General features: G+C 65.2%; 18 protein-coding genes and 1 pseudogene. 9 read left to right on the forward strand and 10 right to left on the reverse strand.

The features are described 5' to 3' along the window. Positions 1 to 212: 212 nt before the first annotated feature. The 3 genes from MBENS4_RS04075 to MBENS4_RS04085 form a co-directional block, all read right to left on the reverse strand. Positions 213 to 1,277 carry a PDDEXK nuclease domain-containing protein gene (locus MBENS4_RS04075; RefSeq protein WP_039388943.1) on the reverse strand — a complete coding sequence of 355 codons (1,065 nt, stop codon included), beginning with the start codon at positions 1,275 to 1,277 and terminating at the stop codon, positions 213 to 215. Continuing rightward, on the reverse strand, positions 1,274 to 2,473 hold the full coding sequence (locus MBENS4_RS04080; protein WP_039388945.1) for a tyrosine-type recombinase/integrase: 1,200 nt from the start codon (positions 2,471 to 2,473) through the stop codon (positions 1,274 to 1,276). The genes MBENS4_RS04075 and MBENS4_RS04080 overlap by 4 nt, the downstream gene beginning before the upstream one ends. 233 nt (positions 2,474 to 2,706) lie before the next feature. Further along, positions 2,707 to 4,620 carry a ribonucleoside-diphosphate reductase subunit alpha gene (locus tag MBENS4_RS04085; RefSeq protein WP_144400928.1) on the reverse strand — a complete coding sequence of 638 codons (1,914 nt, stop codon included), beginning with the start codon at positions 4,618 to 4,620 and terminating at the stop codon, positions 2,707 to 2,709. Between the two features lie 843 nt (positions 4,621 to 5,463). Here MBENS4_RS04085 and MBENS4_RS04090 point away from each other — a divergent pair. Continuing rightward, positions 5,464 to 5,709: a GlsB/YeaQ/YmgE family stress response membrane protein gene (locus tag MBENS4_RS04090; protein WP_039388947.1), complete on the forward strand. Its 246-nt coding sequence runs from the start codon at positions 5,464 to 5,466 to the stop codon at positions 5,707 to 5,709. Positions 5,710 to 5,762: 53 nt separating this feature from the next. Here MBENS4_RS04090 and nadB read toward each other — a convergent pair. Then, a pseudogene (gene nadB / locus MBENS4_RS27530) lies at positions 5,763 to 7,360 on the reverse strand (L-aspartate oxidase). Between the two features lie 613 nt (positions 7,361 to 7,973). Beyond that, on the reverse strand, positions 7,974 to 8,915 hold the full coding sequence (locus tag MBENS4_RS04105) for an ABC transporter ATP-binding protein (protein ID WP_039388951.1): 942 nt from the start codon (positions 8,913 to 8,915) through the stop codon (positions 7,974 to 7,976). Between the two features lie 178 nt (positions 8,916 to 9,093). Here MBENS4_RS04105 and MBENS4_RS04110 point away from each other — a divergent pair, with 178 nt between their 5' ends. The 3 genes from MBENS4_RS04110 to MBENS4_RS04120 all read left to right on the forward strand — a co-directional run bounded on the left by MBENS4_RS04110 (position 9,094) and on the right by MBENS4_RS04120 (position 11,456). Next, complete coding sequence (locus tag MBENS4_RS04110) at positions 9,094 to 9,291, forward strand: zinc-finger domain-containing protein (RefSeq protein WP_039388953.1); 198 nt, start codon at positions 9,094 to 9,096, stop codon at positions 9,289 to 9,291. Positions 9,292 to 9,503: 212 nt separating this feature from the next. Beyond that, positions 9,504 to 10,925 carry a metalloprotease TldD gene (gene tldD / locus MBENS4_RS04115; RefSeq protein WP_039391715.1) on the forward strand — a complete coding sequence of 474 codons (1,422 nt, stop codon included), beginning with the start codon at positions 9,504 to 9,506 and terminating at the stop codon, positions 10,923 to 10,925. A 123-nt stretch (positions 10,926 to 11,048) separates the two neighbouring features. After that, positions 11,049 to 11,456: a hypothetical protein gene (locus MBENS4_RS04120; RefSeq protein ID WP_039388955.1), complete on the forward strand. Its 408-nt coding sequence runs from the start codon at positions 11,049 to 11,051 to the stop codon at positions 11,454 to 11,456. A 662-nt stretch (positions 11,457 to 12,118) separates the two neighbouring features. On the opposite strand, the gene MBENS4_RS04125 is transcribed toward MBENS4_RS04120, so the two are convergent. Further along, on the reverse strand, positions 12,119 to 13,297 hold the full coding sequence (locus MBENS4_RS04125; protein ID WP_039391717.1) for an MFS transporter: 1,179 nt from the start codon (positions 13,295 to 13,297) through the stop codon (positions 12,119 to 12,121). A 364-nt stretch (positions 13,298 to 13,661) separates the two neighbouring features. Here MBENS4_RS04125 and MBENS4_RS04130 point away from each other — a divergent pair, with 364 nt between their 5' ends. Then, entirely contained in the window at positions 13,662 to 14,519 is an 858-nt protein-coding gene (locus MBENS4_RS04130; protein WP_039388957.1) for an aldo/keto reductase, read from the forward strand. 86 nt (positions 14,520 to 14,605) lie between these two features. Here MBENS4_RS04130 and MBENS4_RS04135 read toward each other — a convergent pair whose 3' ends face one another. The 3 genes from MBENS4_RS04135 to MBENS4_RS04145 form a co-directional block, all read right to left on the reverse strand. Next, positions 14,606 to 15,373: an SDR family NAD(P)-dependent oxidoreductase gene (locus MBENS4_RS04135; RefSeq protein WP_039388958.1), complete on the reverse strand. Its 768-nt coding sequence runs from the start codon at positions 15,371 to 15,373 to the stop codon at positions 14,606 to 14,608. A 67-nt stretch (positions 15,374 to 15,440) separates the two neighbouring features. After that, positions 15,441 to 15,818, reverse strand: coding sequence for a DUF2255 family protein (locus tag MBENS4_RS04140; protein WP_039388959.1), 378 nt, complete (start codon positions 15,816 to 15,818; stop codon positions 15,441 to 15,443). Positions 15,819 to 16,007: 189 nt separating this feature from the next. Then, complete coding sequence (locus MBENS4_RS04145; RefSeq protein ID WP_039388960.1) at positions 16,008 to 16,775, reverse strand: glucose 1-dehydrogenase; 768 nt, start codon at positions 16,773 to 16,775, stop codon at positions 16,008 to 16,010. 308 nt (positions 16,776 to 17,083) lie between these two features. On the opposite strand from MBENS4_RS04145, the gene MBENS4_RS04150 reads away from it, so the two are divergent. Further along, the gene (locus tag MBENS4_RS04150) at positions 17,084 to 18,319 is read left to right on the forward strand and encodes a multidrug effflux MFS transporter (RefSeq protein ID WP_052321988.1); all 1,236 of its coding nucleotides are present in this window, start codon (positions 17,084 to 17,086) and stop codon (positions 18,317 to 18,319) included. A gap of 125 nt (positions 18,320 to 18,444) precedes the next feature. Here MBENS4_RS04150 and guaA read toward each other — a convergent pair whose 3' ends face one another. Further along, positions 18,445 to 20,004, reverse strand: coding sequence for a glutamine-hydrolyzing GMP synthase (guaA, locus tag MBENS4_RS04155; RefSeq protein ID WP_039388961.1), 1,560 nt, complete (start codon positions 20,002 to 20,004; stop codon positions 18,445 to 18,447). 588 nt (positions 20,005 to 20,592) lie between these two features. Between guaA and gyrB the strand changes: the two genes are divergently transcribed. The 3 genes from gyrB to MBENS4_RS04170 all read left to right on the forward strand — a co-directional run bounded on the left by gyrB (position 20,593) and on the right by MBENS4_RS04170 (position 26,226). After that, a complete protein-coding gene (gyrB, locus tag MBENS4_RS04160) occupies positions 20,593 to 23,112 on the forward strand; it encodes a DNA topoisomerase (ATP-hydrolyzing) subunit B (protein ID WP_039388963.1) in 2,520 nt (839 codons plus the stop codon). 87 nt (positions 23,113 to 23,199) lie between these two features. Then, on the forward strand, positions 23,200 to 24,222 hold the full coding sequence (locus tag MBENS4_RS04165) for a sensor histidine kinase (RefSeq protein ID WP_199904338.1): 1,023 nt from the start codon (positions 23,200 to 23,202) through the stop codon (positions 24,220 to 24,222). A gap of 84 nt (positions 24,223 to 24,306) precedes the next feature. Then, positions 24,307 to 26,226: a M1 family metallopeptidase gene (locus MBENS4_RS04170; protein WP_039388967.1), complete on the forward strand. Its 1,920-nt coding sequence runs from the start codon at positions 24,307 to 24,309 to the stop codon at positions 26,224 to 26,226. The last annotated feature ends 15 nt before the right edge of the window (positions 26,227 to 26,241 follow it).

The raw sequence follows: 26,241 nt of genomic DNA on the forward strand, positions 1-26,241 counted from the left end.
ACGGTGATGGGAACAGCAAGACCGCCCACACCCGCCCACTGCACACACCTTGCTTTTGGGGCAAGCGGAGCGCGTAGGCCCGGATCAACGAGCAGGGCCGGAGGCGTCAGTGATGGAAGCCCGGCAGGGGCGAGACTCGCGCAGCGAGGCTTGATGCGCAGCACGAGAGCGCGACGGCGGCACGCCGGGACGCCCGAATGCCTGGGGCAGAACTACTCGGCATCCGTCTTGCGCTGCTCGATCTGCAAACGTGCCCTCTCGGTCGCCTGCTGCAACCGCTCACCCAACACCGCACGCGGCGGCAAGCTCGTCAGGTACTCGGCCACATGGATGCCCGACTTGTCCAACTCCAGCAACTCGATCTGTTCGCGCTTCTTGCCGGTGCAAAGGATGATCCCCAGCGGCGAGGCTTCCTCCGGCTCGCGCTCATGCTTGTCCAGCCAGCGCAGATAAAGCTCCATCTGCCCTTTGTACGCGGCCTTGAACTCGCCGACCTTCAACTCCACCGCCACCAGGCGCCGCAGCTTGCGGTTGTAGAAAAGCAGGTCGAGGTGGAAATCCTCGTCGTCGATCTGGATGCGCTTCTGCCGGGCAACGAAAGAGAAACCCGCGCCCAGCTCCAGCAGGAACGACTCCATTTCACGGATGATCGCGGCCTCCAAATCGCCTTCCTGCCAGGTGTCCCGCAGCCCGAGGAAGTCGAGGATGTAGGGATCGCGCATGACCAGGGCGGGCGACATGCGCTGCGCGTCGCGCATCGTCGCCAGCTCCTGCGCAATGGTTTCGTCCGGCTTTTGGGACAGCGCGGTGCGCTCGTAGAGCATCGAGTCGATGCGCTCGCGCAGCGTCCGCACGCTCCAGCGGCCGGCACTCGCCATCTGCGCGTAGTAGTCCCGCTGGAGCGGGTCTTTGAGCGGCAGTAGGGCCAGAAAATGTGACCAGCTCAATTGTCGTGACAGCGTCACGACAATTGGCTCGTCCGAGTAGGTGGCGGCGAACTGCACCATCCGGCGCAGATTCTTGTCCGCGAAGCTGCGCCCGTAGTCGCGTACCAACTGCTCGGCCAAGGTTGGCAGGATTTCCTCGCCGTACCCGGCCCGCTGACCGGCCAGCACTTCCGTATGGATACGCTGGCCGATGCGCCAGAACAGCAGGGTCAGCTCGGCATTGACGGCCGAGGCAGCGCGCTTGTGCGCCGCCTCGATCAGCGCCCGAATATCGCCCAGCAGCGCCGACGGCGCTGCGGATGACGCCACGGATACTTTGCGCCGGTTCATGTCGTCACCTTCACGGGGCGCTGCGCCCCGGTGATTGTCTTGCGCCGGTTCGCCACCAGTTCGGCCGCCTTGCGCACCGGGTCATCCTCGGTGTGGACGTAGCGCATGAACATCGCGACGGTCTTGTGCGCCGTCAGCGCCATGCCGACCTTGACCGGGATGCCCGAGTTGGCAATGTCGGTAGCCGAACGATGCCGGATGCCGTGCGTACCGACGTGGGCCGCTCCAGCAGCCTTGAGCGCACGGCACCAGCCGTTGTAATACTCGCCCGTGGTCAAGTGCTGGCCCTCATGGTTTGGGGACGGCAGCACATGGGGAATGCCGTCCTGCCTCGGCGCGGTCGAAAGCAGTCGGTAGGCTTCCTCACTCATGGGCTTGGACATGCCGCCGGTCTTGCTGTCAGGCCAAACCACGCGCCGGTTCTCGAAGTCCACCCAATCCCATTGGAGCGTGACGATTTCGCCACGGCGGGCAGCGAACTCGAATTGCAAGCGGATCGCCAGGGGAATGACGTAAGGCTCCAGCCCTTCCGCCTCCAGCTTGCCCAGATGGCGGAAGATCCGCGCCATGTCCTCGTCGCTGATGAGGTGCGTGGCCTTCCCGTTGGGGTACATCGGGACGTGGCGGCACGGGTTGGTTCCATCCGTCCGGTAGCCCCACACCTCGGCCAGATTGAACATCCTGCGCATCACGCTGAAAGCGTTGTTGGCCTCGGCCGGCTTGTGGGCCATCTTCTTCATCACCGTGGCCACGTCGGGCCGCTTCACGTCCTGCACCTTCATCCGGCCCAGCATCGGAACGATGCAGCGGTCTATGACAGCCTGATAGCCGCGTTGCGTGCTGGGCTTGTTGCGCAGCTTGGAGTAGTCCTCCATGAACTTGCCGCACAGTTCCGCGACCGTAGGCGCGGCACGGGCGGCGGCCTTGGCCGCCCCAGGATCACCGCCCTTGCGCACCTCGGCCAGCCACTCCTGGGCCAAGGCGCGGGCCTGCTCGACGGTCAGTTCCCCATACAGGCCCAAGGCGGGCTTGCGCCGCTCTCCGGCATTCGTGCGGTATTGCAGCATGAACACCTTGCGGCCCGCCGGGGTGATCTTGCAGAGGAAGCCGGGCACCATCGTGTCCCGGAGTTCGACAGCCTGCGCCTGGGGTTGTGCCGCATCGACGGCGGACTTGGTGAGCTTGAGTTTTGCCATGATGACTCCTCGGAACGACCCGGTTTCCAAGAGCCACATGGGAGCCATGCGAGCACAAGCCGGGTCAGGTTTCAGAAAGCACCGGCATATGTTGAACTCGCCTAAGTCATTGATAAACCTGCTGCATCTGGCTTGGGCGTAGTCCGGCGTAATGTCGGGCTGGAGTCATCGTGAAATAAAAAAGCCCCGGACTTCGTGGAAGTCCGGGGCTTTTTATATGAACTGGCCGAGCCTTACTGGCAGGCGAGACATTCGTCGTAGTCGGTCGTCTCGCCGATCTCGAACTTGGGCGCTTCGGCGGTGTTGTCCGCCTCGACGCCGCCCGAGCCTGCGAAACCGGCGCGCTGCACCGACTTGGAGCGCAGGTAGTAGAGCGACTTGATGCCCTTTTCCCACGCCTGGTAGTGGAGCATCAGGAGGTCCCACTTGTCGACGTCGGCCGGGATGAACAGGTTCAGCGACTGGGCCTGGTCGATGTAGGGGGTACGGTCCCCTGCGAATTCGAGCAGCCAGCGCTGGTCGATCTCGAAGCTGGTCTTGAACACTGCCTTTTCCTCCGGCGAGAGGAAATCGAGGTGCTGGACCGAGCCGCCGTGCTCGAGGATCGAGTTCCACACGTTGGTGGAGTCCTTCGACTTCTCGGCGAGCAGCTTCTTGAGGTACGGGTTCTCCACCACGAACGAGCCCGAGAGCGTCTTGTGGGTGTAGATGTTGGCCGGGATCGGCTCGATGCAGGCCGAGGTGCCACCGCAGATGATCGAGATCGACGCGGTCGGCGCGATCGCCATCTTGCAGCTGAAACGCTCCATCACGCCCTGGTCGGCCGCGTCGGGGCACGGGCCACGCTCGTGCGCCAGCATCATCGAGGCCTCGTTGGCCTTCTGGTTGACGTACTGGAACATCTGGAGGTTGAGGGCCTTGGCCATCGCGCTTTCAAAGGCGATGTTCTTCTTCTGCAGGTAGGAGTGGAAGCCCATGACGCCCATGCCCACCGAACGCTCACGCGCGGCCGAGTACTTGGCGCGCGCCATCTCGTCGGGCGCGCGGTCGATGAAGTCCTGGAGGACATTGTCGAGGAAGCGCAGCACGTCTTCGACGAAACGCTTTTCGCCCTTCCACTCTTCCCAGGTTTCGAGGTTGAGCGAGGAGAGGCAGCACACCGCGGTGCGGTCTTCGCCCAGGTGATCGCGGCCCGTGGGCAGCGTGATTTCCGAGCACAGGTTCGAGGTCGAGACCTTGAGGCCGAGATCGCGGTGATGCTTGGGCATCATGCGGTTCACGGTGTCGGAGAAGACGAGGTAGGGCTCGCCGGTGCGCAGGCGCACTTCGACCAGCTTCTGGAACAGCGCGCGGGCGTTGACGGTGCTGCGCACCGCGCCGTCCTTCGGGCTCTTCAGGTCGAAGTCGGCGCCGTCGCGCACAGCTTCCATGAACTCGTCCGAGAGCAGCACGCCGTGGTGCAGGTTCAGCGCCTTGCGGTTGAAGTCACCCGTGGTGGTGCGGATCTCGAGGAATTCCTCGATCTCGGGGTGCGAGACGTCGATGTAGCACGCCGCCGAACCACGGCGCAGCGAGCCCTGCGAGATCGCCAGGGTCAGCGAATCCATCACGCGCACGAAGGGGATGATGCCGCTGGTCTTGCCGTTGAGGCCGACCGGCTCACCGATGCCGCGCACGTTGCCCCAGTAAGTGCCGATGCCGCCGCCGCGCGAGGCCAGCCAGACGTTCTCGTTCCAGGTGTTGACGATGCCTTCGAGGCTGTCTTCGACCGAGTTCAGGTAGCACGAGATAGGCAGGCCGCGGCCAGTGCCGCCGTTCGAGAGAACGGGGGTGGCGGGCATGAACCAGAGCTTGGAGATGTAGTCGTAGAGACGCTGGGCGTGCTCGGCATCGTCGGCGTAGGCATCGGCCACGCGCGCGAAGAGGTCCTGGTACTTCTCACCGGGGAGGAGGTAGCGATCCTCCAGCGTTTCCTTGCCGAACGCGGTCAACTTGTCGTTACGGCTGTCGTCCGTGACGATGGTGAAGCGACGCGGGTTGATCGACTTGGAGTCGTATTCCTTCGCCGAGTTTGCCTGGGCCGCTGCGGCCACCGAGGCCGCGGCTGCAGCAACGAGGTCCGCGCTGGCCGTATCCGCCTTGTCCATTCCGATTGCCGGGCCTGCGCCCGTCTCCTTGTTCGAGTTTACCGACGGGCTGGCAACGGTTTCTTCCGTAGCGTCCGCGCTGTCGATGCGACTGTCACTTCCGTTCCTGAAATCCACTCGTTCGCCCCATTGGTTGCCGCGCCACCTGCCAAGGCAGGCAAGCGCGTAGTGTTCCGCGCAGGGTCAAGGCGCACCGCAGCGCGGCCGCCGGGGAAATCCCAGACTACCACGTTCAGCACGAAAAGGAGACCTTTGCCCCTGCTCTCGACCCTGTGGTGCCTCGCAGAGTCGCCCAAACCTGCCCCGAAATCGCTTCCGGGGGCGACGCGGGACATTCCCGCGCTGCATCAAGGTTTAGAGGTTCGACCGCCGAAGCGCCACAACCCATAGTGCCGTTTCTTTGCATCGGCGCAAGAGGGGGGAGACACGCAAGCCGCGAGGCCCGAAGCCGCGCTGGACAATTGCCCAGCCACCGCGACGCGTGGGAAGTCCTGAACCCTCCTCGAACGCAAGCGAAATCTGGAGCCGTCCGGGCCATTATTTTTCCACAAAATTTGCCGACGAAACGAATCGGGAATACGACGAACTGAGGCCCGCATCTCAAACGTCAAGACACAAAAAGCACAAACTGTGCCCCACGCGCTCCCAGCGGAACACCATATGTTGATCTTCCTGCAGCCGCCATGCGTCTTTTCGCAGCGCCCTTCGTCGAGCGCCATCGGCGCTGCGCCGAGCCGCGCGTGCGCGTGGCCCGCTCCTGTGCAACCCCTGCGCCGATCAGGGCTTTAGTTCCTGCGCGCAAGGGGTACCTGCGCGCCACCGGGTTCTCGCAAGGAAGCAGGCATGTTCAATATCATCGGCGCCATCATCGGCGGTCTCATCATCGGCGCTCTGGCGCGCTGGATCTACCCGGGCGAGGTGCCCATGTCCTGGGTCGCGACAATCCTGCTGGGTATCGGCGGCTCGCTGGCCGCCGGCCTCATCACCTCGCGCGGGAGCCGCGACTTCAACCGCGCAGGCTGCCTCGCCTCCATCCTGGGCGCGATGGCGCTGATCTTCATCGGGCGCGCGCTGGGCATCGGGATGTAGGCAAGCCCGAACCGGGCGGCCCCAGGCCGCCCTGCCCTGCCCTGACCTGCCCGTCAGGGCACGAGCACGGTGTCGTGCGGCTCGCGTTCGGTCTCGGGATAATCGAGCGTGAAGTGCAGCCCGCGGCTTTCATTGCGCTTGAGAGCCGAACGCACGATCAGCTCGGCTGACTGCAGCAGGTTGCGCAGCTCGATCAGGTCGGTCGAGACGCGGAAGTGGCGGTAGTATTCCTCGATCTCGGTGTTGAGCAGCTGGATGCGGTGCATGGCGCGCTCCAGCCGCTTGGTCGTGCGCACGATCCCCACGTAGTTCCACATGAAGCGGCGGATCTCGGTCCAGTTCTGCTTGATGACGACTTCCTCGTCCGAATCGGTCACCCGGCTCGCGTCCCACGCGCGCACCGGGGGCGGCGCATCGAAGGCATCCCAATGGTCGAGGATGTGGCTCGCCGCCGCATCCCCGAAGACAAAGCATTCGAGCAGCGAGTTCGAGGCGAGGCGGTTTGCGCCATGCAGACCGCTCTCAGTGCACTCGCCCGCCGCGTAGAGGCCCGGCAGGTCGGTCCTGCCATCAAGATCGGTGAGCACGCCCCCGCAGGTATAGTGCTGGGCGGGCACGACCGGGATCGGCTCCTTCGTCATGTCGATGCCGAGCGTGAGCAGTTTCTCATGAATGGTCGGGAAGTGCTCGCGCACGAATTCGGCGGGCTGGTGGCTGATATCGAGGTGGACGTAATCAAGGCCGTAGCGCTTGATCTGATCGTCGATCGCGCGCGCCACGATGTCGCGCGGGGCCAGTTCGGCGCGTTCGTCGTAGTCCGGCATGAAGCGATGGCCGGTCACCGGGTGGCGCAGTTGCCCCCCTCGCCGCGCACGGCCTCGGTGATGAGGAAGTTCTTGACGTCGAGGTTGTAGAGGCAGGTGGGATGGAACTGCATCATCTCCATGTTGGAGACCCGCGCGCCTGCGCGCCAGGCCATGGCGATGCCATCGCCCGTCGCCCCGCGCGGCGCGGTGCTGAAACGGTAGACGCGCCCTGCCCCGCCGGTTGCCAGGATGGTCGCGCGCGCGGTGTGCGCCTCGACCCGGCCCGTCGCCTCATCAAGGGCATAGACACCCCAGACCCGGCCCGAGCCCGAATAACGCAGTTCATGGCGCCCGGTAATGAAGTCGATGCAGGACTGTCCGGGCAGAAGCGTGATGTTGGGGTTCGCCTGCGCGGCGCGCAGAAGCGCGTCCTGCACCGCCCAGCCCGTGGCATCGTTCACGTGGACGATGCGGCGGTGCGAGTGCCCGCCCTCACGGGTCAGGTGCAGTTCCCCGTCCTCGGTGTTGAAGGGAACCCCGAGGTCCAGCAGCCGGGCGATGGCATGGGGCGCACGCTCGATCACGAATTCGACCGTCTCGCGCCGGTTGAGCCCCGCCCCGGCCACCATCGTGTCGCGGATATGCTCGTCGAAGGTATCGCCCTGGTCGAGAACCGCGGCGATGCCGCCCTGGGCCCAGGCTGTCGACCCGCCGGTCAGGCTGCCCTTGGCCAGTACGAGGACCTTGAGCCTCTCGGCGAGGGCAAGAGCCGCGGTCAGACCAGCGGCGCCGGATCCGATGACAATGACGTCATACGAAGTTGAACTAGGGGCGTTATCCTGCATCGCGCCTCATTGCCGAGTGCGCGCAACAATCGCAAGATATCTCACGAAAGCAGGAGACTATTGTTGCAATGCAGTAGCTAGGTATTTATACTTAGATTCGCGCAGTCAGAGGAGCCCTCAACTGCGGTTGAGAAGAGCTTCAGCTTTCGGGTTAACGATAAAAAGCACGCTCGTGCAGGTCAAGCCGAATAACTAACGAAATAATTTCGCCTGGAATTTGGCACTGCACATTCCGGCATGCAGCCTCTCGCGACTTCAGGACACTGGCCAAGGCCGATCCACTTCGCGCCACAGCACGAGAACATGCTTCGCCCAACCCGCTTACTGAGAGCACTCAGGCCATGACAAGAACCACGAAATCCAGGAAAGGCTTATTAACTATGCTCTTTCGCTTTTGCTGGTTGAATCGCCACCAACCCGACCGCCAGCACGCCAGCTGGGACGGGCACAGCTTCGTCTCCACCTGCACGCAATGCGGCGCCGCGATTCGCCGCCACAAGAAGAATGTCTGGCACAAGGAATGGATGGAGCAGTCCGAAGACGCCCTCCCGAGCCTTAAATAAGTCCGGGCCGGGCGAACCGAGGACCTGCCCCTTTCCCTTTTCCTTGCGTGTTACGCCGTAAGGCTGACGAACACGTCTTCCAGATCCGCCTCGCGCGTCGTGACGTCGACAACAGAAAGCCCCTGCGCCTGAAGGGCCGAGAGGACCTCTCCTGCATTTGCACGGTCCTTGTCGTACGTGATCTCGAGCCCCGTATCGCCGACCGTACGGCACTTGATGAAGCCAGGATGCTCGGGAAGCTGGGCCACGGGCTGGTCGAGCGTCAGCATCAGCACTTTCTCGCGCGCCATGCCGATCAGCTCGCTCGTCGGCTTGTTGGCGATGAGTTCACCGTGGTTGATGATCGCGATGCGGTCACACAGCTCCTCGGCCTCTTCCAGATAGTGCGTGGTAAGGACGATGGTGACGCCCTCGCGGTTCATCTCGGTGACGAGTTCCCACAACTGGCGGCGCAGTTCCACGTCGACACCTGCCGTCGGCTCGTCGAGGACGAGAACAGGGGGCTGGTGAACCAGCGCCTTGGCAATCAGCAGACGCCGTTTCATGCCGCCCGACAGGCTGCGGGCATAGGCGTCGCGCTTGTCAGCCAGGTGCACCGCGCGCAGCAGGTCCTCGGAACGGCGCAGATGCTTGGCGATCCCGTAGAAGCCGGCCTGGTTTTCCAGCACCTCGATCGGCGTGAAGAAGGGATCGAAGACGATCTCCTGCGGCACGATGCCGATCGCGCGCTTGGCGTTGCGCTGATCGTGGTCGATGTCGTGCCCCCAGATATCGACCGAGCCCGAGGTCTTGCGCACGAGCCCGGCCATGATGTTGATCAGGGTCGACTTGCCCGCACCGTTGGGGCCGAGCAGGCCGAAGATCTCGCCCTGCGGCACGTCGAAGCTGACCCCTTTGAGGGCCAGCTTGGCCTCGGCCTTGCCGACAGGCGCGTAGCGCTTGACGAGATCGCGGATCGAAATGGCGGGCGAGAGGGCAGAAGAGGCAGTCATGGCGCCCCATGTGGGCCAGCTTTGGCCCAAGGTAAAGAGCGCAAAGCGCAAAGAGGACCGCCAGCCAGGCCTTGCCCTCTCCAGATTGCCCCGCGTGCAAGCGCGCTGCGTCCTGCGCATGCACCTGCGCGCGTTTGCCGCTGGAAATCGTCCACGCCCGCTGGTAAAGGCATCGCCCATGAGCAACGTGCCTGAAACCGTCTTCACCGATTCCCACCGCGTCAAGTGCGATGGAGCCACCGACATCCGTGCCGGAGCCGCTCTTGGCCATCCGCGTGTCTGGCTCGAGATCGACGAGAAGGGCTATGTCGAATGCGGCTATTGCGACCGCCGCTTCGTCCTCAAGGGCGGCCCCGCCGACCAGCAGGCGGCCTGAGCCACAGGCCCCGTCCGTGAACGGCCCTTGCCGGTCCGGGCGAAACTCCTCCCCTTGAAGAGCGCCGTGCGCAAAGCCTTGCGCGTGCCGGGACGCGGGCGCCCAGCCTGATGGCCTCGCGGGGCTTGCTCCGCCAGTTGCGTCGTCCGTGCGAACAGCCAGGTCGCACGCAATGGCTTTCGCCCGTCGGACTTGGCGCCTATATGATGGACATGTCTTCCATCGTTGATCCCCGCTCGCTCCTCTACCGCCACCTCACGCCCGAGGACGCGCAAGCCCTGGCCGCCGAAACGCTGCGCACGTGCGACGATGGCGAACTCTACATGCAGTTCATGGCGAGCGAGGCTTTCGGCTTCGACGACGGACGCCTCAAGACCGCCGACTATTCGCGCGATGCCGGGTTCGGCCTGCGCGGCGTCTCGGGCGAGATGACCGGCTTTGCCCACGCCAACGAGATTTCGGCCAAGGCCATCCGACGCGCGGGCGAAACGCTGCAACTTCTGGACCCAGCAACCGGGCCCAAGGCTGGCCCACCTGCGAAAAGCAACCGCCACCTCTACACCGACGCCTCCCCGCTCGACCTCGTCGGCTTTGGCGAGAAGGTGAAGCTGCTGGAGACCATCGATGCCGCCGCGCGCGCGCGTGACCCGCGCGTCGCGCAGGTCAGTGCCAGCCTCTCGGGCTCGTGGTCCGTGGTCGAGATCGTGCGCCCCGATGGCTTCATCGCCACCGACGTGCGCCCGCTGGTGCGCCTCTCGGTCTCGATCGTCGCGGAAAGCAACGGGCGGCGCGAGACCGGCTCGTTCGGGATGGGCGGGCGCTGGCTCTACGACGATCTCTTCCGCCCCGAGAACTGGAACCGCGCCATTGATGGTGCACTGGCCCAGGCTCTCACCAACCTCGAAAGCATCGATGCCCCCGCTGGCGAGATGACCGTCATCATGGCGCCGGGCTGGCCGGGCGTGATCCTGCACGAAGCGGTCGGCCACGGCCTCGAGGGGGATTTCAACCGCAAGGGCACTTCCGCCTTTGCCGGGCGCATCGGGGAGCGCGTGGCGGCCCCTGGCGTGACCATCGTCGATGACGGCTCGATCGCGGACCGGCGCGGCTCGCTTTCGGTCGACGATGAAGGCACCCCCACGCAGGAGACCGTCCTGATCGAGGACGGCATTCTCAAGGGCTACATGCACGACCGCCTCAACGCGCGCCTGATGGGCGTCGAGCCGACCGGCAACGGCCGGCGCGAGAACTATGCCCACGCCCCCATGCCGCGCATGACCAACACGTTCATGCGCGCGGGCGAGCAGGACCCCGCCGAACTGCTGAGTGGCGTGAAGAAAGGCATCTACACCAAGAACTTCGGCGGCGGCCAGGTCGACATCGTCTCGGGCAAGTTCGTGTTCTCGTGCACCGAGGCCTACATGGTCGAGAACGGCAAGCGGGGCGCGCCCATCAAGGGCGCAACGATCATCGGCGATGGCCCCTCGGTGCTGACCCGCGTGACCGGCATCGGCAACGATCTCGAACTCGACCGCGGTATCGGCGTATGCGGCAAGGGCGGGCAGAGCGTGCCTGCGGGCGTGGGCCAGCCCACGCTGGTGGTCGAGGGCCTGACGGTGGGCGGCACCGCCTGAGACAACGGGATAAAAGTGCCGGCGGATAAAAAGTGCCGGGGCCGCGACGAACGGTCAGCCCCGGTTCAGGACCAGGTGCTAAGCTTGGACAGCAACACACGATGCGTGATGGAGACCAGAGCCATGAAAGCCCGTTTCGCCGTACTCGCCGCTGGCCTCGCCGCAGCCGCCAGCCTTGTGTCCGCGCCTGCCGCGATGGCCAAGGAGAAGCTCACCGGCGAGGAGGAACTCGCCAAGATGCTCGAAGGGCGCACGGCGGGCGAACCGGTCAAGTGCATCTCCTACTCGCGCCTCAACAACGCCACGATCATCGAGAAGACCGCGATCGTCTACAAGGTCGGCAGCACGCTCTACGTCAACCGCCCGACCAACGCGGACCTGCTCGATGACAACGATATTCTGGTGACGCGCATCTTCGGCTCGCAGCTGTGCAACGTGGATACGATCCAGCTGCGTGATCGGATGACCCCCAACATGTGGAGCGGCTTTGTGGGCCTGCGCGAATTCGTGCCCTACAAGAAGGCCAAGTAAGCCCCTCCCCTCACCTGTTCGACGGTCCCTTGCCGAAACGGTCACGAGCCTCTCGTGGCCGTTTTGCCGTGTTGGCTTCAAGGCTCCTTGCGCGATGTGCGTGAGCAACAGGCCCCGCAGCCCCTCCATGGCGACGGCCCGCTGCCTGCCAGGATCCGAACACCGCCGCCCCCAAACGACAAAGGGCGGCCCCGAAGGACCGCCCCATGCCTGGTAATGGTATGTGCGTGACTCTGACGTCAGATCCGAGATCAGACCAGGGTCAGTGCGAAGACCAGGGCGCTGGTGCCCAGAGCCGCCGCTGCACCGACAGTGCGGTGAAGAATGGCCATAATCGATACTCCTGCGAACACGTTTCGTGCTTTTCGTTTTATCGCTCGCTCGCGGCATTTCGTCGCGATCGGCAGGAGTGCGAAATAGGCTTCTGCCGAATTATCGCAAATCCAAAAGCAACAATATTGCTTGTATATTTTGCATCATAGTGGGTTCGAAAATTTCACGATCCATCGGCAGATCCGATGCCAGACTGAGGCGAAATCGCTCCCTGAGCGGTAGTTTCGGGCAAATCGTGTTCGCCTGCCGGAAATCAATCCCCACCACGCAATCGCAAGGCACGCAACAAAATCTATCCGATTGCGGATTCCTGTACCGCTTGCGCCACGTCAGCCGCGGCGCAAGCGCGGCCAGGCCAGCGCGAAGATCGCGAGCGCCACCCCGGTCAGCCCCAGCCCGGCGAGGATGGGGGAACGCAGCCCCCACCCCGCCTCGACCGTGAGCGCCCCGCCGATGGCGCCCACCGCGTTTGCAATGTTGAAGGCGGCCATGTTGAGCGCCCCCATCATCGTGGGCGATTCCGGCGCCATGCGCATCATCTGCACGGTGATGGAGGGAACAGCCGCGTTGAGCAGGAACGAGGCCACGAAGAACATCGCCATCAGGCCGACCGGCATCGCCGCGACAAAATACATGACCAGCATGGCCGCCATTGCCCCCGCCAGCGAAAGGATCATCGCCCGGAAACGATAGCGGTCGGCCATCCCGCCACCCCACAGCGCGCCCAGCGCGATGCCAAAGCCGATCAGCATCTGGGCCAGCGGCGTCATCCCCGTCGACATGCCCGCCACGTCGGTCACGAGAGGGCCGATGAAGGTGTAGATGGCAAAGAGGCTGGAGACCGCAAACGAGCCGAACAGGACCATGATCCAGACGTTGAGGCGGCGCAGCGAAGCCAGTTCCTGCCGGATCGGGCCTCCGGCCAGGTCCTCGCGCTGGGGAACCGCAAACGCCAGCACCAGTCCCGCGACCAGCGCCAGCAGGCCAATGGCGGTGTAGGCTGCGCGCCAGTCGAGCTGCTGCCCGATCCAGGTGCCTGCCGGCGCGCCGATGATGGTCGCCACGGAAATGCCCGAAAAGACGAGCGACACCGCGCGCCCTGCCCGCTCGGGACCGACGATCCGCGTCGCCACCACAGAGGCCGCCCCGAAATAGACGCCCTGGGGCAGGCCGCTGAAGAAGCGCCCCACCACCAGCGAGACGAGATCACCCGCCATCGCGGTGACAAGATTGGCCAGGAAGGCGAGCCCGATCAGGGCGATCAGAAGACGCTTCTTGTTGAGCCGGGCCGCCGCAATGGTCAGCACAGGGGCCCCCAGCGTCACGCCGACCGCGTAGGCCGTAATGCCGTTGGTTGCGACCGGAATCGAAAGATCCAGATCCTTCGCGAACAGAGGCATCAGCCCCATGCTGGCAAACTCGGACGTCGAAATGGCGAAGGCACCCAGGCCCAGCGCGAGAAGAGCCAGCGCGCTTTGCCGCGCGTCCGGCGTGGTCGTGTTGCTCATGATCTGGAGGGTTACCTTGTCGTGAAGAATGGCGAATGGTGCGCATGCGCTCCGTGCAAACGCGAAGATGCCATCTAGAGGCTGGCTGCGCGTGGCATAAGCCGGCAATTGTTTGGCGCCATGGTGAGAAGCATTCATGCATGACCAATCGCCGGTGCCGATCCGGCATCAACAAGGGCGTACTGGCAAAGTTCCTCACCAGGGGCGGTGAATTCTACTCAGCACATCGTCCAATCGCAGGGACCTAGTCCAAACGCCCCCTGCTTCCTACCTTGGCTCCAGTTGCAAATGCCTTGCTCCCCGGCCGCGCCCCGAAGGCGCGCCAATGTTTGGGGCAGGCCGGAAAGAAAGATCAGGAGAGACCATGATCACCACCGAAACCTATACCCTCGCCAACGAGATCACTGTTCCCAAGCTGGGTCTTGGCACCTGGATGATCGAGGACGACAAGGTCGCACAGGTCGTGCGCGATGCGGTCGAGATCGGCTACCGCCACTTCGACACCGCGCAGGCCTACGCGAACGAAAAGGGCGTGGGCGAAGGCATCCGCACCTGCGGCGTTGATCGCAAGGAACTGTTCGTCACCACCAAGCTGGAAGCTGGCATCAAGGACTACGAAGGCGCCAAAGCGGCCATCGAGGGCTCGCTCGAAGCGCTCGGCCTCGACTACATCGACATGCTGCTGATCCACGCACCGCAGCCTTGGGGCGAATTCCGCAAGGGCGAGCACTTCTTCGAAGGCAATCTCGCCGCCTGGAGCGCGATGGAAGAGGCCTACAAGGCGGGCAAGCTGCGCGCCATCGGCGTTTCGAACTTCGAGAAGGTCGACCTTGAGAACCTGATCGAGAACGGCACCGTCAAGCCGATGGTCAACCAGGTCCTTGCCCATGTCAGCAACACGCCCTTCGACCTGATCGAATACACCCAGTCGCAGGATATCCTCGTCGAGGCGTACTCCCCCGTCGCCCACGGCAAGATCCTCGACAACGCGAAGATCGGCGAGCTTGCGGGCAAGTACAACGTCTCGATCCCGCAGCTGTGCATTCGCTACGCGCTGCAGCTGGGCCTGCTGCCGCTGCCCAAGTCGGCCACCAAGGCGCACATCGAATCGAACGCCCAGGTCGATTTCGAGATCTCGGCCGAGGACATGGAGACGCTCAAGACCATGGAACGCATCAAGGACTACGGCGATGCGAGCATGTTCCCGGTCTTCGCCGGCTGACCTGACGCACAGCCCCCACGCATAAAGAAAAGCCCCGCATCTCAGGTCGAGATGCGGGGCTTTTTCGTGTCCAGGGACAGAAAAGGTTAGAGGAAGGCACCGTTGTCGACGGTGAGGACCTGTCCGGTCACCGCCTTGCCCATCTCGCTGGCGAGATAGAGCGCCGCGTAGGCCTGGTCGCGCGCCTCGGTCATCGGCACGGTGGTGTTGGTGTACTTGTCCGAGAACTCGAGCATGGTGTCGCCACCTTCCTGCTCGCCCGCCGCCCAAGCCGCCGCCGCCTCGGTGTCGGTCACGCCCGGCGCAATCGCGTTGCAGCGGATCTTCGTGCCCGAGAGACGGATCGCGATGTTCTTGGTCATGATGTTCACCCCGCCCTTGGTCGAGGTATAGGCCACGCCGCAGATCGGCAGCGCACCATTGACCGAGGAGACGTTGATGATGCGCCCTTCGTTGCGCTCCATCATGTGCTTGACCGCCTCGCGGCAGTAGCGAAAGACGCCGGTCAGGTTCAGTTCCATGACCTTGGCCCAGTGCGCGTCGGAGCACTCCTCGACCGCGACCATGTCGCCGGTCCCGGCGTTGTTCACCATGATATCAACCTGGCCGTAGGCGGCGATGGCCTCGGCAAAAACACGCGCAGGGGCCTCGGGATCGGACGAATCCGCGATGGTCCCCATGGCCGTGCCACCCGCCGTGCGGATCGCCTCGATCGCCTCGTCGAGCGCGTCCTGGTGGCGCGCGGTGAGCACGACGTTCGCGCCCTCCTCGGCGAAGAGTTCGGCGATGGCGCGGCCGATGCCCTTGCTGGCGCCGGTGACGATGGCGGTCTTGCCTTTGAGCATGTCCTGCATTTCAGGGTCTCCTTGGTTGGGATTGTCTTCGGAAGTCTCCCCACCCCCGTGCGGATTTCCCGCGGCGTCAGGCGTCCTTGGGCGTAACGCGCATCGTGGCGGCGCGGGCGCGCTCGGAAATCATGGAGCCCAGGTAGCTGCTGGCGCCGTACTTGGCGCGGTAGGCCGCATCGATGCGGTCCTGCTCGGCGGGCTCGTCCACCGGGGCAAAGGCAACCCTGCGGTCCATTCCGGCCGCGGTGATGCGCCCCGCCTTCTCGCGCAGCGCGGCCTGGTACCAGCGCGAGCGCGTACCGCTATAGGCGCGCACATAGAGCGCGCCGTCCACCACCACCGACCAGATGAAGGTCAGCGTGCCGGGCGTTGCGCCGTCTTCGCGGTAGGGGGCGATGCGAAAGTCGTCCGAGGCGGCAAGTGCCTCAAGTTCATCGGATGTCCAGTTCATCGGGCCTGTCTCCTGTCGGCAGCCCCACCCGCCGGGCAGGCGGGACCGCGATGCGGTTTGACGAAGGAAGGTCCCGATGCCGCCTGCGAACGATGGGAGGAGGTCGCAGAGCGGCATCGGGAGAACGCAGGCGGGGCCCTCAGGTACCGGGAGCGGGCGCCGCCTGCGCGAAGTGGGAGCGCGAAAGGCTCAGTTGATCGAGAAGCCGCCGTCGACAGTCAGCGCGGTCCCGATCACGAAGCTGGCGCCGTCGCTGCACAGCCACAGCACAGCCTGGGCGATTTCCTCGGCTTCGCCAAGGCGGCCGATGACCTGCAGCTTCATGAATTCGTCCATCGCCTCGGGCTGCTCGTTCAGCATCTTGGCGACCATCGGCGTGTTGATCGTGCCCGGGCACACCGCATTCACGCGGATGCCCTGCGCGGCATAGTCCATCGCCGCGCTCTTGGTGAGGCCCAGGACCGCGTGCTTCGAGCCGTAGTAGATGCCCAGCGCCTTGCCGCCGACGAGACCGCCGACCGAGGAGCAGTTGACGATCGCGCCGTTGCCCTGCTTGCGCATCTGGGCCAGTTCGTGGCGCATGCACGACCACACGCCGCGCTGGTTGATGTCGGTCACGCGGTCGAATTCGGCGACCGTCTGGTCGGCCATCTCAGCCGGGGTCGGCTGTACGCCGGCGTTGTTGTAGGCAAAGTCGAGCTGCCCCCAGGTCTCCACGGTCTTGGCGACGAGGGCTGCGACGGCATCATCGTTGGCGACATCGCACGTCACGGCGATGGCTTCGGCCCCGCCCTCGACGAGTTCCGCAGCGACCTTCTCGGCCAGCTCGGCGCTTACGTCGGAGACGACGACACGCGCGCCCGCAGCGGCGAAGGCCTTGGCGGTGGCGTAGCCCATGCCCATACCAGCGCCCGTCACGAGGGCGACCTTGCCGGCGAAGTCATAGTTCACGTTCATGGATCTGTGTCTTTCCAATTGCTGAGAGAGTTTCGGGACACGGCGGCGTCCGTGCACACAGGTTTTCCAAGACGTGGGCGGCGCCTGCGGTTCCCCTGACGTCGCCCCAGCCCGGTACACGGCGCGATGAGAAGAATTCACCTCACAATCGAAGGCGGCTTTACCCTCGCCGCACACCAACAAGGTCACCTGCGAATTTCCACCCGCCTACCCCCCGCGCGCGAGCGCGCAAAATGAAGTGATCTCAACGTTGCGGTGAAAGAGCGGCGGACTTAACAAACAGGGGGCTCAAGCCCTATCTGCCCATCATGCGCCCCGATTCCCCCAAGTCCACCGCTGCGGCCGCCGCGCCTCACCGCCCCTCCGGCGCCGCGATCACGGCCACGCTGGCCGGGCTCATGGCCTTTGCCTCGCTGTCCACCGACATCTACCTGCCCGCTCTTCCCGACATGAAGGGCGAGTTCGGACGCGGGGTGGAGCTGACCCTCTCCACTTTCCTCATCGGCTTCAGCCTGGGGCAGATCCTGTGGGGGCCGATCGGCGACCGGCTTGGACGGCGCGGCCCAGTCTTGGCCGGGCTTGCCCTGTTCATGGTGGGATCGGCGGGTTGCGCGCTTGCGGATACGCTTCCCCAGCTGCTGGGCTGGCGCGTGGTCCAGGCCCTTGGTGCCTGCGCGGGGCCCGTGCTCGCCCGCGCCATGGTGCGCGACCTGCACAGCCGCGACAAGGCCGCACAGATGCTCTCGATCCTGATGCTCATCATGGGCGTGGCGCCGCTGCTGGGGCCGCTGATCGGCGGGCAACTGCTGCGCTTTGGATCGTGGCACCTCTCCTTCTGGCTGCTCGTGGCGGTGAGCGCGGCCATGTTCCTGGCCGTACTGCGCCTGCCCGAAACGCTCCCGACCGAGCGCCGCAACCACACACCGCTCGCCCGTTCCTTCGGGGTTTACTGGACGCTCCTCAAGGATCCCGTGGTGCTGGGTTACGGGATTGCGGGCGGGTTCTATTACGCCGGGATCTACACCTATGTCGGCGGATCGCCCTTCGCCTACATCGAATACTACAACGTCGATGCGCGGGCCTATGGACTGCTGTTCTCGCTTGGCATCTTCGGGCAGATGGCGCTCGGCTTTGCCAACTCGCGCCTCGTGATGCGCCTGGGCAGCGAGCGCATGGCACGCATGGGCGCGCTCCTCATCGGCGCGGCGAGCCTGGCAACGCTGGCGACGACCTATACGGACCTTGGCGGCCTTCCCGGCCTCGTCATTGCGCTTCTCCTGTTCATGTCGGGCAACGGCATCTTCATCGCCAACATCGTGGCCGGTGCCATGGACGCCCATCCCGAGCGCGCCGGCGCCACCTCGGCGCTGGTGGGCGCAATGCAGTTCGGCAGCGGCGTCTTTGCCACCGCCCTCCTTGGCTGGATGGCCGACGGCACCCCGCGCCCGATGGGCACGCTCATCGCCACGGTCGGCCTGGGCACGCTCATCGCGACCTTTGCGGTGACCGCCTGGAAGCGCCGCCGCGAAGCGACGATGGCCTGAGCCCCTCCTTCTCTCTACCTCCCAACGAAAAAGGCCGCCGCTGCGAACCTGCAGCGGCGGCCTTTTTCGTAATTGTCGTCGGTGGCAAGCCCAAGCGCTTCAGCGCGCAGGCTCGGCCTTGCCGATCATTCCCACTCGATCGTGCCCGGGGGCTTCGAGGTGTAGTCGTAGACCACGCGGTTGATGCCCTTCACCTCGTTGATGATACGGGTGGCGACCCGGCTCAGGAACGCGGCGTCGAAGGGGTAGATGTCGGCGGTCATGCCGTCGGTGGAGGTCACCGCGCGCAGGGCACAGACATTGTCGTAGGTGCGCCCGTCGCCCATCACGCCCACGGTCTTGACTGGAAGCAGCACGGCGAAGGCCTGCCAGATCGCGTCGTAGAGACCCGCGCTGCGGATTTCCTCGAGGTAGATCGCATCCGCCTTGCGCAGGATGTCGGCCTTCTCGCGGCTGACTTCGCCCGGGATGCGGATCGCAAGGCCCGGCCCCGGGAAGGGGTGACGGCCCACGAAGATCTCAGGCAGGCCCAGCTCACGGCCCAGCTCGCGCACTTCGTCCTTGAAGAGCTCGCGCAGCGGCTCGACCAGCTTCATGTCCATGCGCTCGGGCAGGCCGCCCACGTTGTGGTGGCTCTTGATCGTGACCGAAGGGCCGCCGGTGAAGGAAACCGATTCGATGACGTCGGGGTAGAGCGTCCCCTGGGCCAGGAACTCGGCGCCGCCGATCTTCTTCGCCTCGTCCTCGAAGACGTCGATGAAGGTCTTGCCGATGAACTTGCGCTTCTTCTCAGGGTCGGTGACGCCCTCGAGGCCCTTGAGGAACAACGTCGAGGCGTCGACGTGGACCAGCGGGATCTGGTAGGCGCCGCGGAACAGCGAGACGACCTGCTCGGCCTCGCCCATGCGCATGAGGCCGTGGTCGACGAAGACACAGGTCAGCTGGTCACCGATCGCCTCGTGGATGAGGACGGCGGCCACGGCCGAATCGACGCCGCCCGAAAGCCCGCAGATCACGCGCTTGTCGCCGACCTGCTCGCGGATCTCGTCGATCTTGGCCTTGCGGAATTCCGCCATGGTCCAGTCGCCCGAGAGGCCGCACACGTGGCGCACGAAGTTCTTGAGCAGCTTGCCGCCGTCGGGCGTGTGCACGACTTCGGGGTGGAACTGCATCGCGTAGATGCGCTTCTCGTCGTTGGCGATCACCGCGAAGGGCGCGCCGGCCGAAGAGGCCACCGGGCGGAAGCCGTCGGCGAGCTTGGTCACCTTGTCGCCGTGGCTCATCCAGACCTGGTGCTTCTCGCCGACCTTCCAGAGACCGTCGAAGAGCGCGCACTCGTCCTGGATTTCGATGAAGGCCCGGCCGAACTCACCCGAATCGCCCAGCGTCACTTCGCCGCCAAGCTGGTGGGTGAGCGACTGCTGGCCATAGCAGATGCCCAGGATCGGCAGGCCGCTCTCGAGGATCACATCGGGAATGCGCGGGCCGTCCTCATCGAGGACCGAAGCGGGCGAGCCCGAGAGGATGATCCCCACCGGCTTCATGCGTTCGAAGGCTTCCGCCGCGTTGGTGAACGGGGCGATCTCGGAATAGACGCCCGCTTCGCGGACGCGGCGTGCGATCAGCTGGGTCACCTGGCTGCCGAAATCGACAATCAGGACCGATTCAGTGGTCTGGATGCTCATGGCTGGCCGATAGTCGGGCGCGCCCGCGCTGTCCAGACACTCCGAACGCGCAAAAGGAACTTTCTGCAGGCCGCAAACCGCCGGTTGCCGCCGAAGAGCGAGGCCACGCTACCCGGGCCGCCACCTCGTGATTGTCCCGTGATTACCCAGTGATTGGCCAGTGATTGTATGCCGCGCATATTAGACCAAAGAACGTCGTGGCGATGCGCCCCTCGCCTTGTTCGTTGCTGTCAAGTGGCGTAGTGTTGCTGGCGAGCCGGGAAAACCGGCCACTTTTGGGAAATCTTGAGGAGGATGTCATGACACTTGTCGAAAAGTCGATCGGCTTTGCCGCAGCGCTCGGGATCTGTGCGCTGGGATTTGCGCTCACCCTGGCCTGAGGACACGCCCCGGCCACCACGTGGCCGCCGCGCCGCGAAAGCCGGACACAACCACCAACGGGCGGCCTCGCAAGGGCCGCCCTTTTTCCATGGAATGGCGCCATGGCTCGGCACCTGACCCACACCCCGCCGCTGCCTTGTGGATAAGGACAGCCCCCGGATTGCGGTTTTGCTTGGGTTTGACCGCCGCGATGCTATAGCCGGAAACATGGCTACCGATCCCGAAAACCAGAAGAACAGCAACGCCTACGGCGCGGATTCGATCAAGGTCCTCAAGGGGCTGGACGCAGTCCGCAAGCGTCCGGGCATGTACATCGGCGACACCGACGATGGCTCGGGCCTGCACCACATGGTCTTCGAGGTCTCGGACAACGCGATCGACGAGGCGCTCGCAGGCCACTGCGACCTCGTCCTGATCGAGCTCAACGCCGACGGTTCGGTTTCGGTGGAAGACAACGGCCGCGGCATCCCGGTCGACATGCACAAGGAAGAAGGCGTCTCGGCGGCCGAGGTCATCATGACCCAGCTCCACGCGGGCGGCAAGTTCGAGAACACCTCGGACGACAACGCCTACAAGGTCTCGGGCGGCCTCCACGGCGTGGGCGTCTCGGTGGTGAACGCGCTCTCGGAATGGCTCGAACTCACCATCTGGCGCGACGGCAAGGAGCACTGGATGCGCTTCGAGCATGGCGACGCGGTGGCCCCTCTCATCGTCAAGGGCGATGCGCCCAAGGTCGAGCGCAACCCCGACGAAAACGGCTTCAAGAAGGGCACGCGCGTGACCTTCCAGGCCAGCCATGAGACGTTCAAGAACGTCACCGAGTTCGATTTCGAGAAGCTCGAACGCCGCTACCGCGAGCTCGCCTTCCTCAACTCGGGCGTGCGCATCCTGCTGCGCGACCTGCGCGGCGAAGACGTGGGCGAACACGACCTCTACTATGAAGGCGGCATCGGCGCCTTCGTGCAGTACCTCGACCGCACCAAGAGCGCGCTGATGGAAGCGCCCATCGCGATCACCGCGGACAAGGACGGCATCGGCATCGAGGTCGCGCTGCAGTGGAACGATTCGTACTACGAGAACGTCCTCACCTTCACCAACAACATCCCCCAGCGCGACGGCGGCACCCACCTCGCCGCCTTCCGCGCTGCGCTGACGCGCACCTTGAACGGCTATGCCGAGCGCGCGGGGCTGCTGAAGAAGGAGAAGGTCACGCTGTCGGGCGACGACATGCGCGAGGGCCTCACCGCGATCGTCTCGGTCAAGCTGCCCGACCCAAAGTTCTCCAGCCAGACCAAGGACAAGCTGGTCTCCTCCGAAGTGCGCCAGCCGCTCGAAAGCCTGATGAGCGAAAAGATGGTCGAATGGCTCGAGGAAAACCCGGCCACCGCCAAGGCCATCATCCAGAAGGTCATCGACGCGGCCGCCGCGCGCGAGGCCGCCAAGCGCGCACGTGAACTGACCCGCCGCAAGGGCGTGATGGACATTGCCAGCCTGCCCGGCAAGCTTGCCGACTGTCAGGAACGCGATCCCTCGCTGTGCGAACTGTTCCTGGTCGAGGGCGATTCCGCAGGTGGTTCGGCCAAGCAGGGCCGCGACCGCAAGACGCAGGCCATCCTTCCCCTGAAGGGCAAGATCCTCAACGTCGAGCGCGCGCGCTTCGACCGCATCATCTCCTCCAAGGAAGTGGGCACGCTGATCCAGGCCATGGGCACGGGCATCCGCGACGACTTCAACCTGGAAAAGCTGCGCTACCACAAGATCGTCATCATGACCGACGCCGACGTCGACGGCGCGCACATCCGCACCCTGCTCCTGACGTTCTTCCATCGCCAGATGCCCGAGATCATCCGCTCCGGGCACCTCTTCATCGCGCAGCCCCCGCTCTACAAGGTCGCCAAGGGCCGCAGCGAGGTCTATCTCAAGGACAACGCCGCGCTCGACCGCTACCTCGTCGAGGCCGGCCTCAATGGCCGTGTGCTGGAGACCGCCGGCGGTGCGCGCACGGGCCAGGACCTGGAAAGCCTGGTCGAACACGCGATCCGCATGCGCAACCTCATGGCCTTCGTGCCGCGCCGCTACAACGCCTCGATCATCGAGGCGCTCGCGCTGGCCGGAGCCTTCGCGCCCGATCTTTCGACCGAGGAACGCGCCGCAGCCTACAAGAAGACCGCCGAATGGCTTGAGTTCGCCGACAGCGAAGCCAGGTGGAGCGTCACCCCGACCGAGGGCGGCGCGCTCGACATCAACCGCGTGTGGCGCGGCGTGACCGACAACCACAAGATCGAAGCCGCCTTCCTCACCAGCGCCGAAGCGCGCAAGCTGGCCAAGCTCGCGGCCGAGCACGCCGATGTCTATTCCGCGGTCAGCCGTCTGGTGCGTGCCACCGCCGTCTCGGCCGACGATGGCGAGACCGAGGGCGAGGAGGAAGCCCAGCGCCCCACCGCCGATGCCGATGCCATCGCGCGCCCCAGCCAGCTCCTCGAAAAGGTGCTCGCGGCCGGGCGCAAGGGCCTTTCGATCCAGCGCTACAAGGGCCTTGGCGAGATGAACGCCGAGCAGCTCTGGGAAACCACGCTCGACCCCGAGAACCGCGCCCTGCTCCAGGTCAAGGTCGAGGATGCCGACGTGACCGACGAGATCTTTACGCGCCTGATGGGCGACGTGGTCGAACCGCGCCGCGACTTCATCCAGGAAAACGCGCTCAACGTCGCCAATCTTGATATCTGATCCGCCGCCGATCCGGCGGACGATCACCGGCATGGTGCTGGCCCTCCGGGCGGTGCCATGCTGAAGTTCCTGCCAGGCGGCGGCCGTATGGCCGAAGCGATACGCACCCACGACTGGACAGACCATCCCCTCGGCCCGCCCGAGGGATGGTCCGCCACGCTCAAGAGCACAGTGGCCACCGTGCTCGCCTCGCGCTTTCCCCAGTGCGTGGTCTGGGGTGAGCACCTCACCACCATTCCCAACGATGCATTCCTGCCGATCCTGGGCAACAAGCCCCCGGCGCTGGGGCTCCCTTTCAGCACGGTCTGGGCCGAAGCCTGGCCGACGATCGGCCCCATCGCCGACCGGGCCTTTGCAGGCGAGCCGACCTACATCGAGGACTTTCCCCTCGTGGTGGAGCGCCAGGGTGCGCCCGAGAACGCGTGGTTCACCTTCTGCTACGGCCCGGTGCGCGACGAGCGCGGCACCGTGGTCGGCATGCTCGACACCGTGATCGAGACCACCGGTGCCGTACTCGCGCGCCAACAGGCCGAGGTGGTCGCGCAGGAACTCGTCCACCGCGTCAAGAACGCGCTCTCGGTCGCGCAGGCTATCGCCGCCCAGACGCTGCGCGGCGACATCTCGCTGGCCGAGGCCCGCATCCGCCTGGAAAGCCGCCTTCAGGCCATGGCTCGCACCCACGACGTACTCATCCGCACCGACTGGCGCGAGGCCGATGTGAAGACGATCCTGGAGCACATCCTGGCGCCCCACATCGACCGTCCAGGCCGCATCGCGCTGTCCGGCCCGCGCCGTGTCGTGACCGGGCGCCAGACACTCTCGCTTGCGCTGGCCATCCATGAGCTCGCGACCAACGCCGCCAAGTACGGGGCCTTGAGCCGGGACGAAGGCCATGTGGCGCTCAGCTGGACCGGAGGCCGGGACCTGCCCTTCGTGCTCAGTTGGCACGAGCGGGGCGGCCCCGAGGTTACCCCACCCACCCGGCGCGGGTTCGGCACGCAAATTCTGGAGCGCATGCTTCCGGGCGATTTTGGCGGGACGAGCGCGCTTCTCTACGCCCCGGAAGGCCTGCACTTTACGCTGACGGTCCCGCAAAGGTCCCGCAGCTGAGCCGGGCACCTCAGGTCACGCCCTAACGGGAACCCCGTATCCGTGCCGCTTGCGCAATCCGACACGCGACAATAAGTTGCCGCGATGCGTAAACTTCTTGCCCCCTCCCTGCTCGGTGTCCTCCTCGCCGGGACCGCCCCTCTTCTCAGTACCCCGGCCCTGGCGGCGAATGCGCGCGAGGCCAATGCCCCCGCCCCGATCCTGACCACGACCGAGGCGCGTGATGTCTGGACCCATGCCGAGCCGGAAGCCGCGCGCGTGACCCACGTCTCGCTCGATCTCGACGTCGATTTCGCCAGCAAGACGCTCGCCGGAACGGCCACGCTCGACGTGCTGGCCGACGCCGATGCCAGGGAGATCGTGCTCGACGTCAAGGACATGACGATTGCCTCTGTCACCGACGGCAAGGGCACGCCGCTTGCCTATACGCTGGGTAAGCCTGACAACGACGAGCTGGGCGCGGCTCTCACCGTCCAGCTGGACGGCGCGAAGCAGGTGCGCGTCACCTACCGCACCTCGCCCAAGGCATCCGCGCTCCAGTGGCTGCCGCCCGAGATGACCTTCGGAAAGACGCAGCCCTACCTCTACAGCCAGGGCCAGGCGATCCACAACCGCTCCTGGGTGCCTACCCAGGACAGCCCCGGCATCCGCCAGACCTGGGACGCCACCCTGCGCGTGCCGGGCAACCTTGTCGCGGTGATGAGCGCCGAAAAGCTCTCGGGCGACACCGGCGAGGCTCTGCCCGACGGGCGCCGCGCCTTCCGTTTTCGCATGGACAAGCCGGTCCCACCCTACCTCATCGCCTTTGCCGTGGGCGACCTCAAGTTCAAGTCGCTTGGGCCCCGTTCGGGCGTGTGGACCGAGGCGCCGATGCTGGAGAAGGCCGCCTACGAATTCGCCGATGTCGAAAAGATGATCGATGCGGCGAGCGCACTCTACGGCCCCTACCGCTGGGGCCGCTACGACATGCTGCTGCTCCCGCCCGCCTTCCCGTACGGCGGCATGGAAAACCCCATGCTCACCTTCCTGACGCCCACCATCGTCACCGGCGACCGCTCGAACACCGACGTCGTCGCGCACGAACTGGCGCACTCCTGGTCGGGCAACCTCGTCACCAACGCGACCTGGTCGGATTCGTGGCTCAACGAAGGCTTCACCACCTACTTCGAGAACCGCATCATGGAAGCGCTCTACGGCAAGGAGCGCGCCGCAATGTACGCCGATCTCGACTGGGATTCGATGATGCGCGACATCGCTGCCATGGGCGATGCGATGAAGCCGGGCATGACGGCGGCGCCTTCGCGCCTCCACGGCAATCCCGGCGAGGGCGAACTGGACTACACCAAGGGGTCGAACTTCCTGCGCATGCTGGAAACCCGCCTCGGCCGGAAGGCCTGGGACGCCTACCTCACCTCCTACTTCGACCGCCACGCCTTCCAGCCGCAGACGACCGCCGGCTTCCTCGCCGACCTGCGCGAACGGATGCTGAAGGACAAGCCCGACACCGAACTGGCACTTCAGCTTGACCGCTGGGCCTATGGAGCGGGCGTTCCCGACAACGCGGTCCACGTGAAGAGCACGACCCTCGCACAGGTCGACGAGCTGCTGAGTGGCTTTGAAGCGGGCGGCCCGGTCAGCGCCATCGGCACACAGGGGTGGAGCACACAGCAGTGGCTGCGCTTCCTCAACGGCCTGCCGCGCGAGCTCAGCCAGGAGCGCCTGCGCGAACTGGACGAAGGGCTCACGCTCTCCAATTCGGAGAACGCCTACGTTCAATCGGCCTGGTTCGAGCTGGCCATCGTCAACCGCTACGAGCCTGCGTTCCCGGCCATGGCCGAATTCGTCGGGCGGATCGGGCGCGGGCTGCTGGTCTACCCGATCTACCAGCGCCTGATGCAGCAGGAGGGATGGGGCCCGGACAAGGCGCGCGCGATCTTCGCGACGGCGCGTCCCACCTACCACCCCGAGACCGCCGCGGGCATCGCGCGCATCCTCGGCGAGTAAGCCCGAACAGGAAAG

The organism is Novosphingobium sp. MBES04 (assembly GCF_000813185.1).
Classification (GTDB): domain Bacteria; phylum Pseudomonadota; class Alphaproteobacteria; order Sphingomonadales; family Sphingomonadaceae; genus Novosphingobium; species Novosphingobium decolorationis.

Excerpts from the sequence above, each read along its gene's own strand:
- MBENS4_RS04075 (WP_039388943.1), bottom strand. The coding sequence starts at position 1,277 with ATGAACCGGCGCAAAGTATCCGTGGCGTCATCCGCAGCGCCGTCGGCG.
- MBENS4_RS04080 (WP_039388945.1), bottom strand. The coding sequence starts at position 2,473 with ATGGCAAAACTCAAGCTCACCAAGTCCGCCGTCGATGCGGCACAACCC.
- MBENS4_RS04085 (WP_144400928.1), bottom strand. The coding sequence starts at position 4,620 with ATGGACAAGGCGGATACGGCCAGCGCGGACCTCGTTGCTGCAGCCGCG.
- MBENS4_RS04090 (WP_039388947.1), top strand. The coding sequence starts at position 5,464 with ATGTTCAATATCATCGGCGCCATCATCGGCGGTCTCATCATCGGCGCT.
- MBENS4_RS04105 (WP_039388951.1), bottom strand. The coding sequence starts at position 8,915 with ATGACTGCCTCTTCTGCCCTCTCGCCCGCCATTTCGATCCGCGATCTC.
- MBENS4_RS04110 (WP_039388953.1), top strand. The coding sequence starts at position 9,094 with ATGAGCAACGTGCCTGAAACCGTCTTCACCGATTCCCACCGCGTCAAG.
- tldD (WP_039391715.1), top strand. The coding sequence starts at position 9,504 with ATGTCTTCCATCGTTGATCCCCGCTCGCTCCTCTACCGCCACCTCACG.
- MBENS4_RS04120 (WP_039388955.1), top strand. The coding sequence starts at position 11,049 with ATGAAAGCCCGTTTCGCCGTACTCGCCGCTGGCCTCGCCGCAGCCGCC.
- MBENS4_RS04125 (WP_039391717.1), bottom strand. The coding sequence starts at position 13,297 with ATGAGCAACACGACCACGCCGGACGCGCGGCAAAGCGCGCTGGCTCTT.
- MBENS4_RS04130 (WP_039388957.1), top strand. The coding sequence starts at position 13,662 with ATGATCACCACCGAAACCTATACCCTCGCCAACGAGATCACTGTTCCC.
- MBENS4_RS04135 (WP_039388958.1), bottom strand. The coding sequence starts at position 15,373 with ATGCAGGACATGCTCAAAGGCAAGACCGCCATCGTCACCGGCGCCAGC.
- MBENS4_RS04140 (WP_039388959.1), bottom strand. The coding sequence starts at position 15,818 with ATGAACTGGACATCCGATGAACTTGAGGCACTTGCCGCCTCGGACGAC.
- MBENS4_RS04145 (WP_039388960.1), bottom strand. The coding sequence starts at position 16,775 with ATGAACGTGAACTATGACTTCGCCGGCAAGGTCGCCCTCGTGACGGGC.
- MBENS4_RS04150 (WP_052321988.1), top strand. The coding sequence starts at position 17,084 with ATGCGCCCCGATTCCCCCAAGTCCACCGCTGCGGCCGCCGCGCCTCAC.
- guaA (WP_039388961.1), bottom strand. The coding sequence starts at position 20,004 with ATGAGCATCCAGACCACTGAATCGGTCCTGATTGTCGATTTCGGCAGC.
- gyrB (WP_039388963.1), top strand. The coding sequence starts at position 20,593 with ATGGCTACCGATCCCGAAAACCAGAAGAACAGCAACGCCTACGGCGCG.
- MBENS4_RS04165 (WP_199904338.1), top strand. The coding sequence starts at position 23,200 with ATGGCCGAAGCGATACGCACCCACGACTGGACAGACCATCCCCTCGGC.
- MBENS4_RS04170 (WP_039388967.1), top strand. The coding sequence starts at position 24,307 with ATGCGTAAACTTCTTGCCCCCTCCCTGCTCGGTGTCCTCCTCGCCGGG.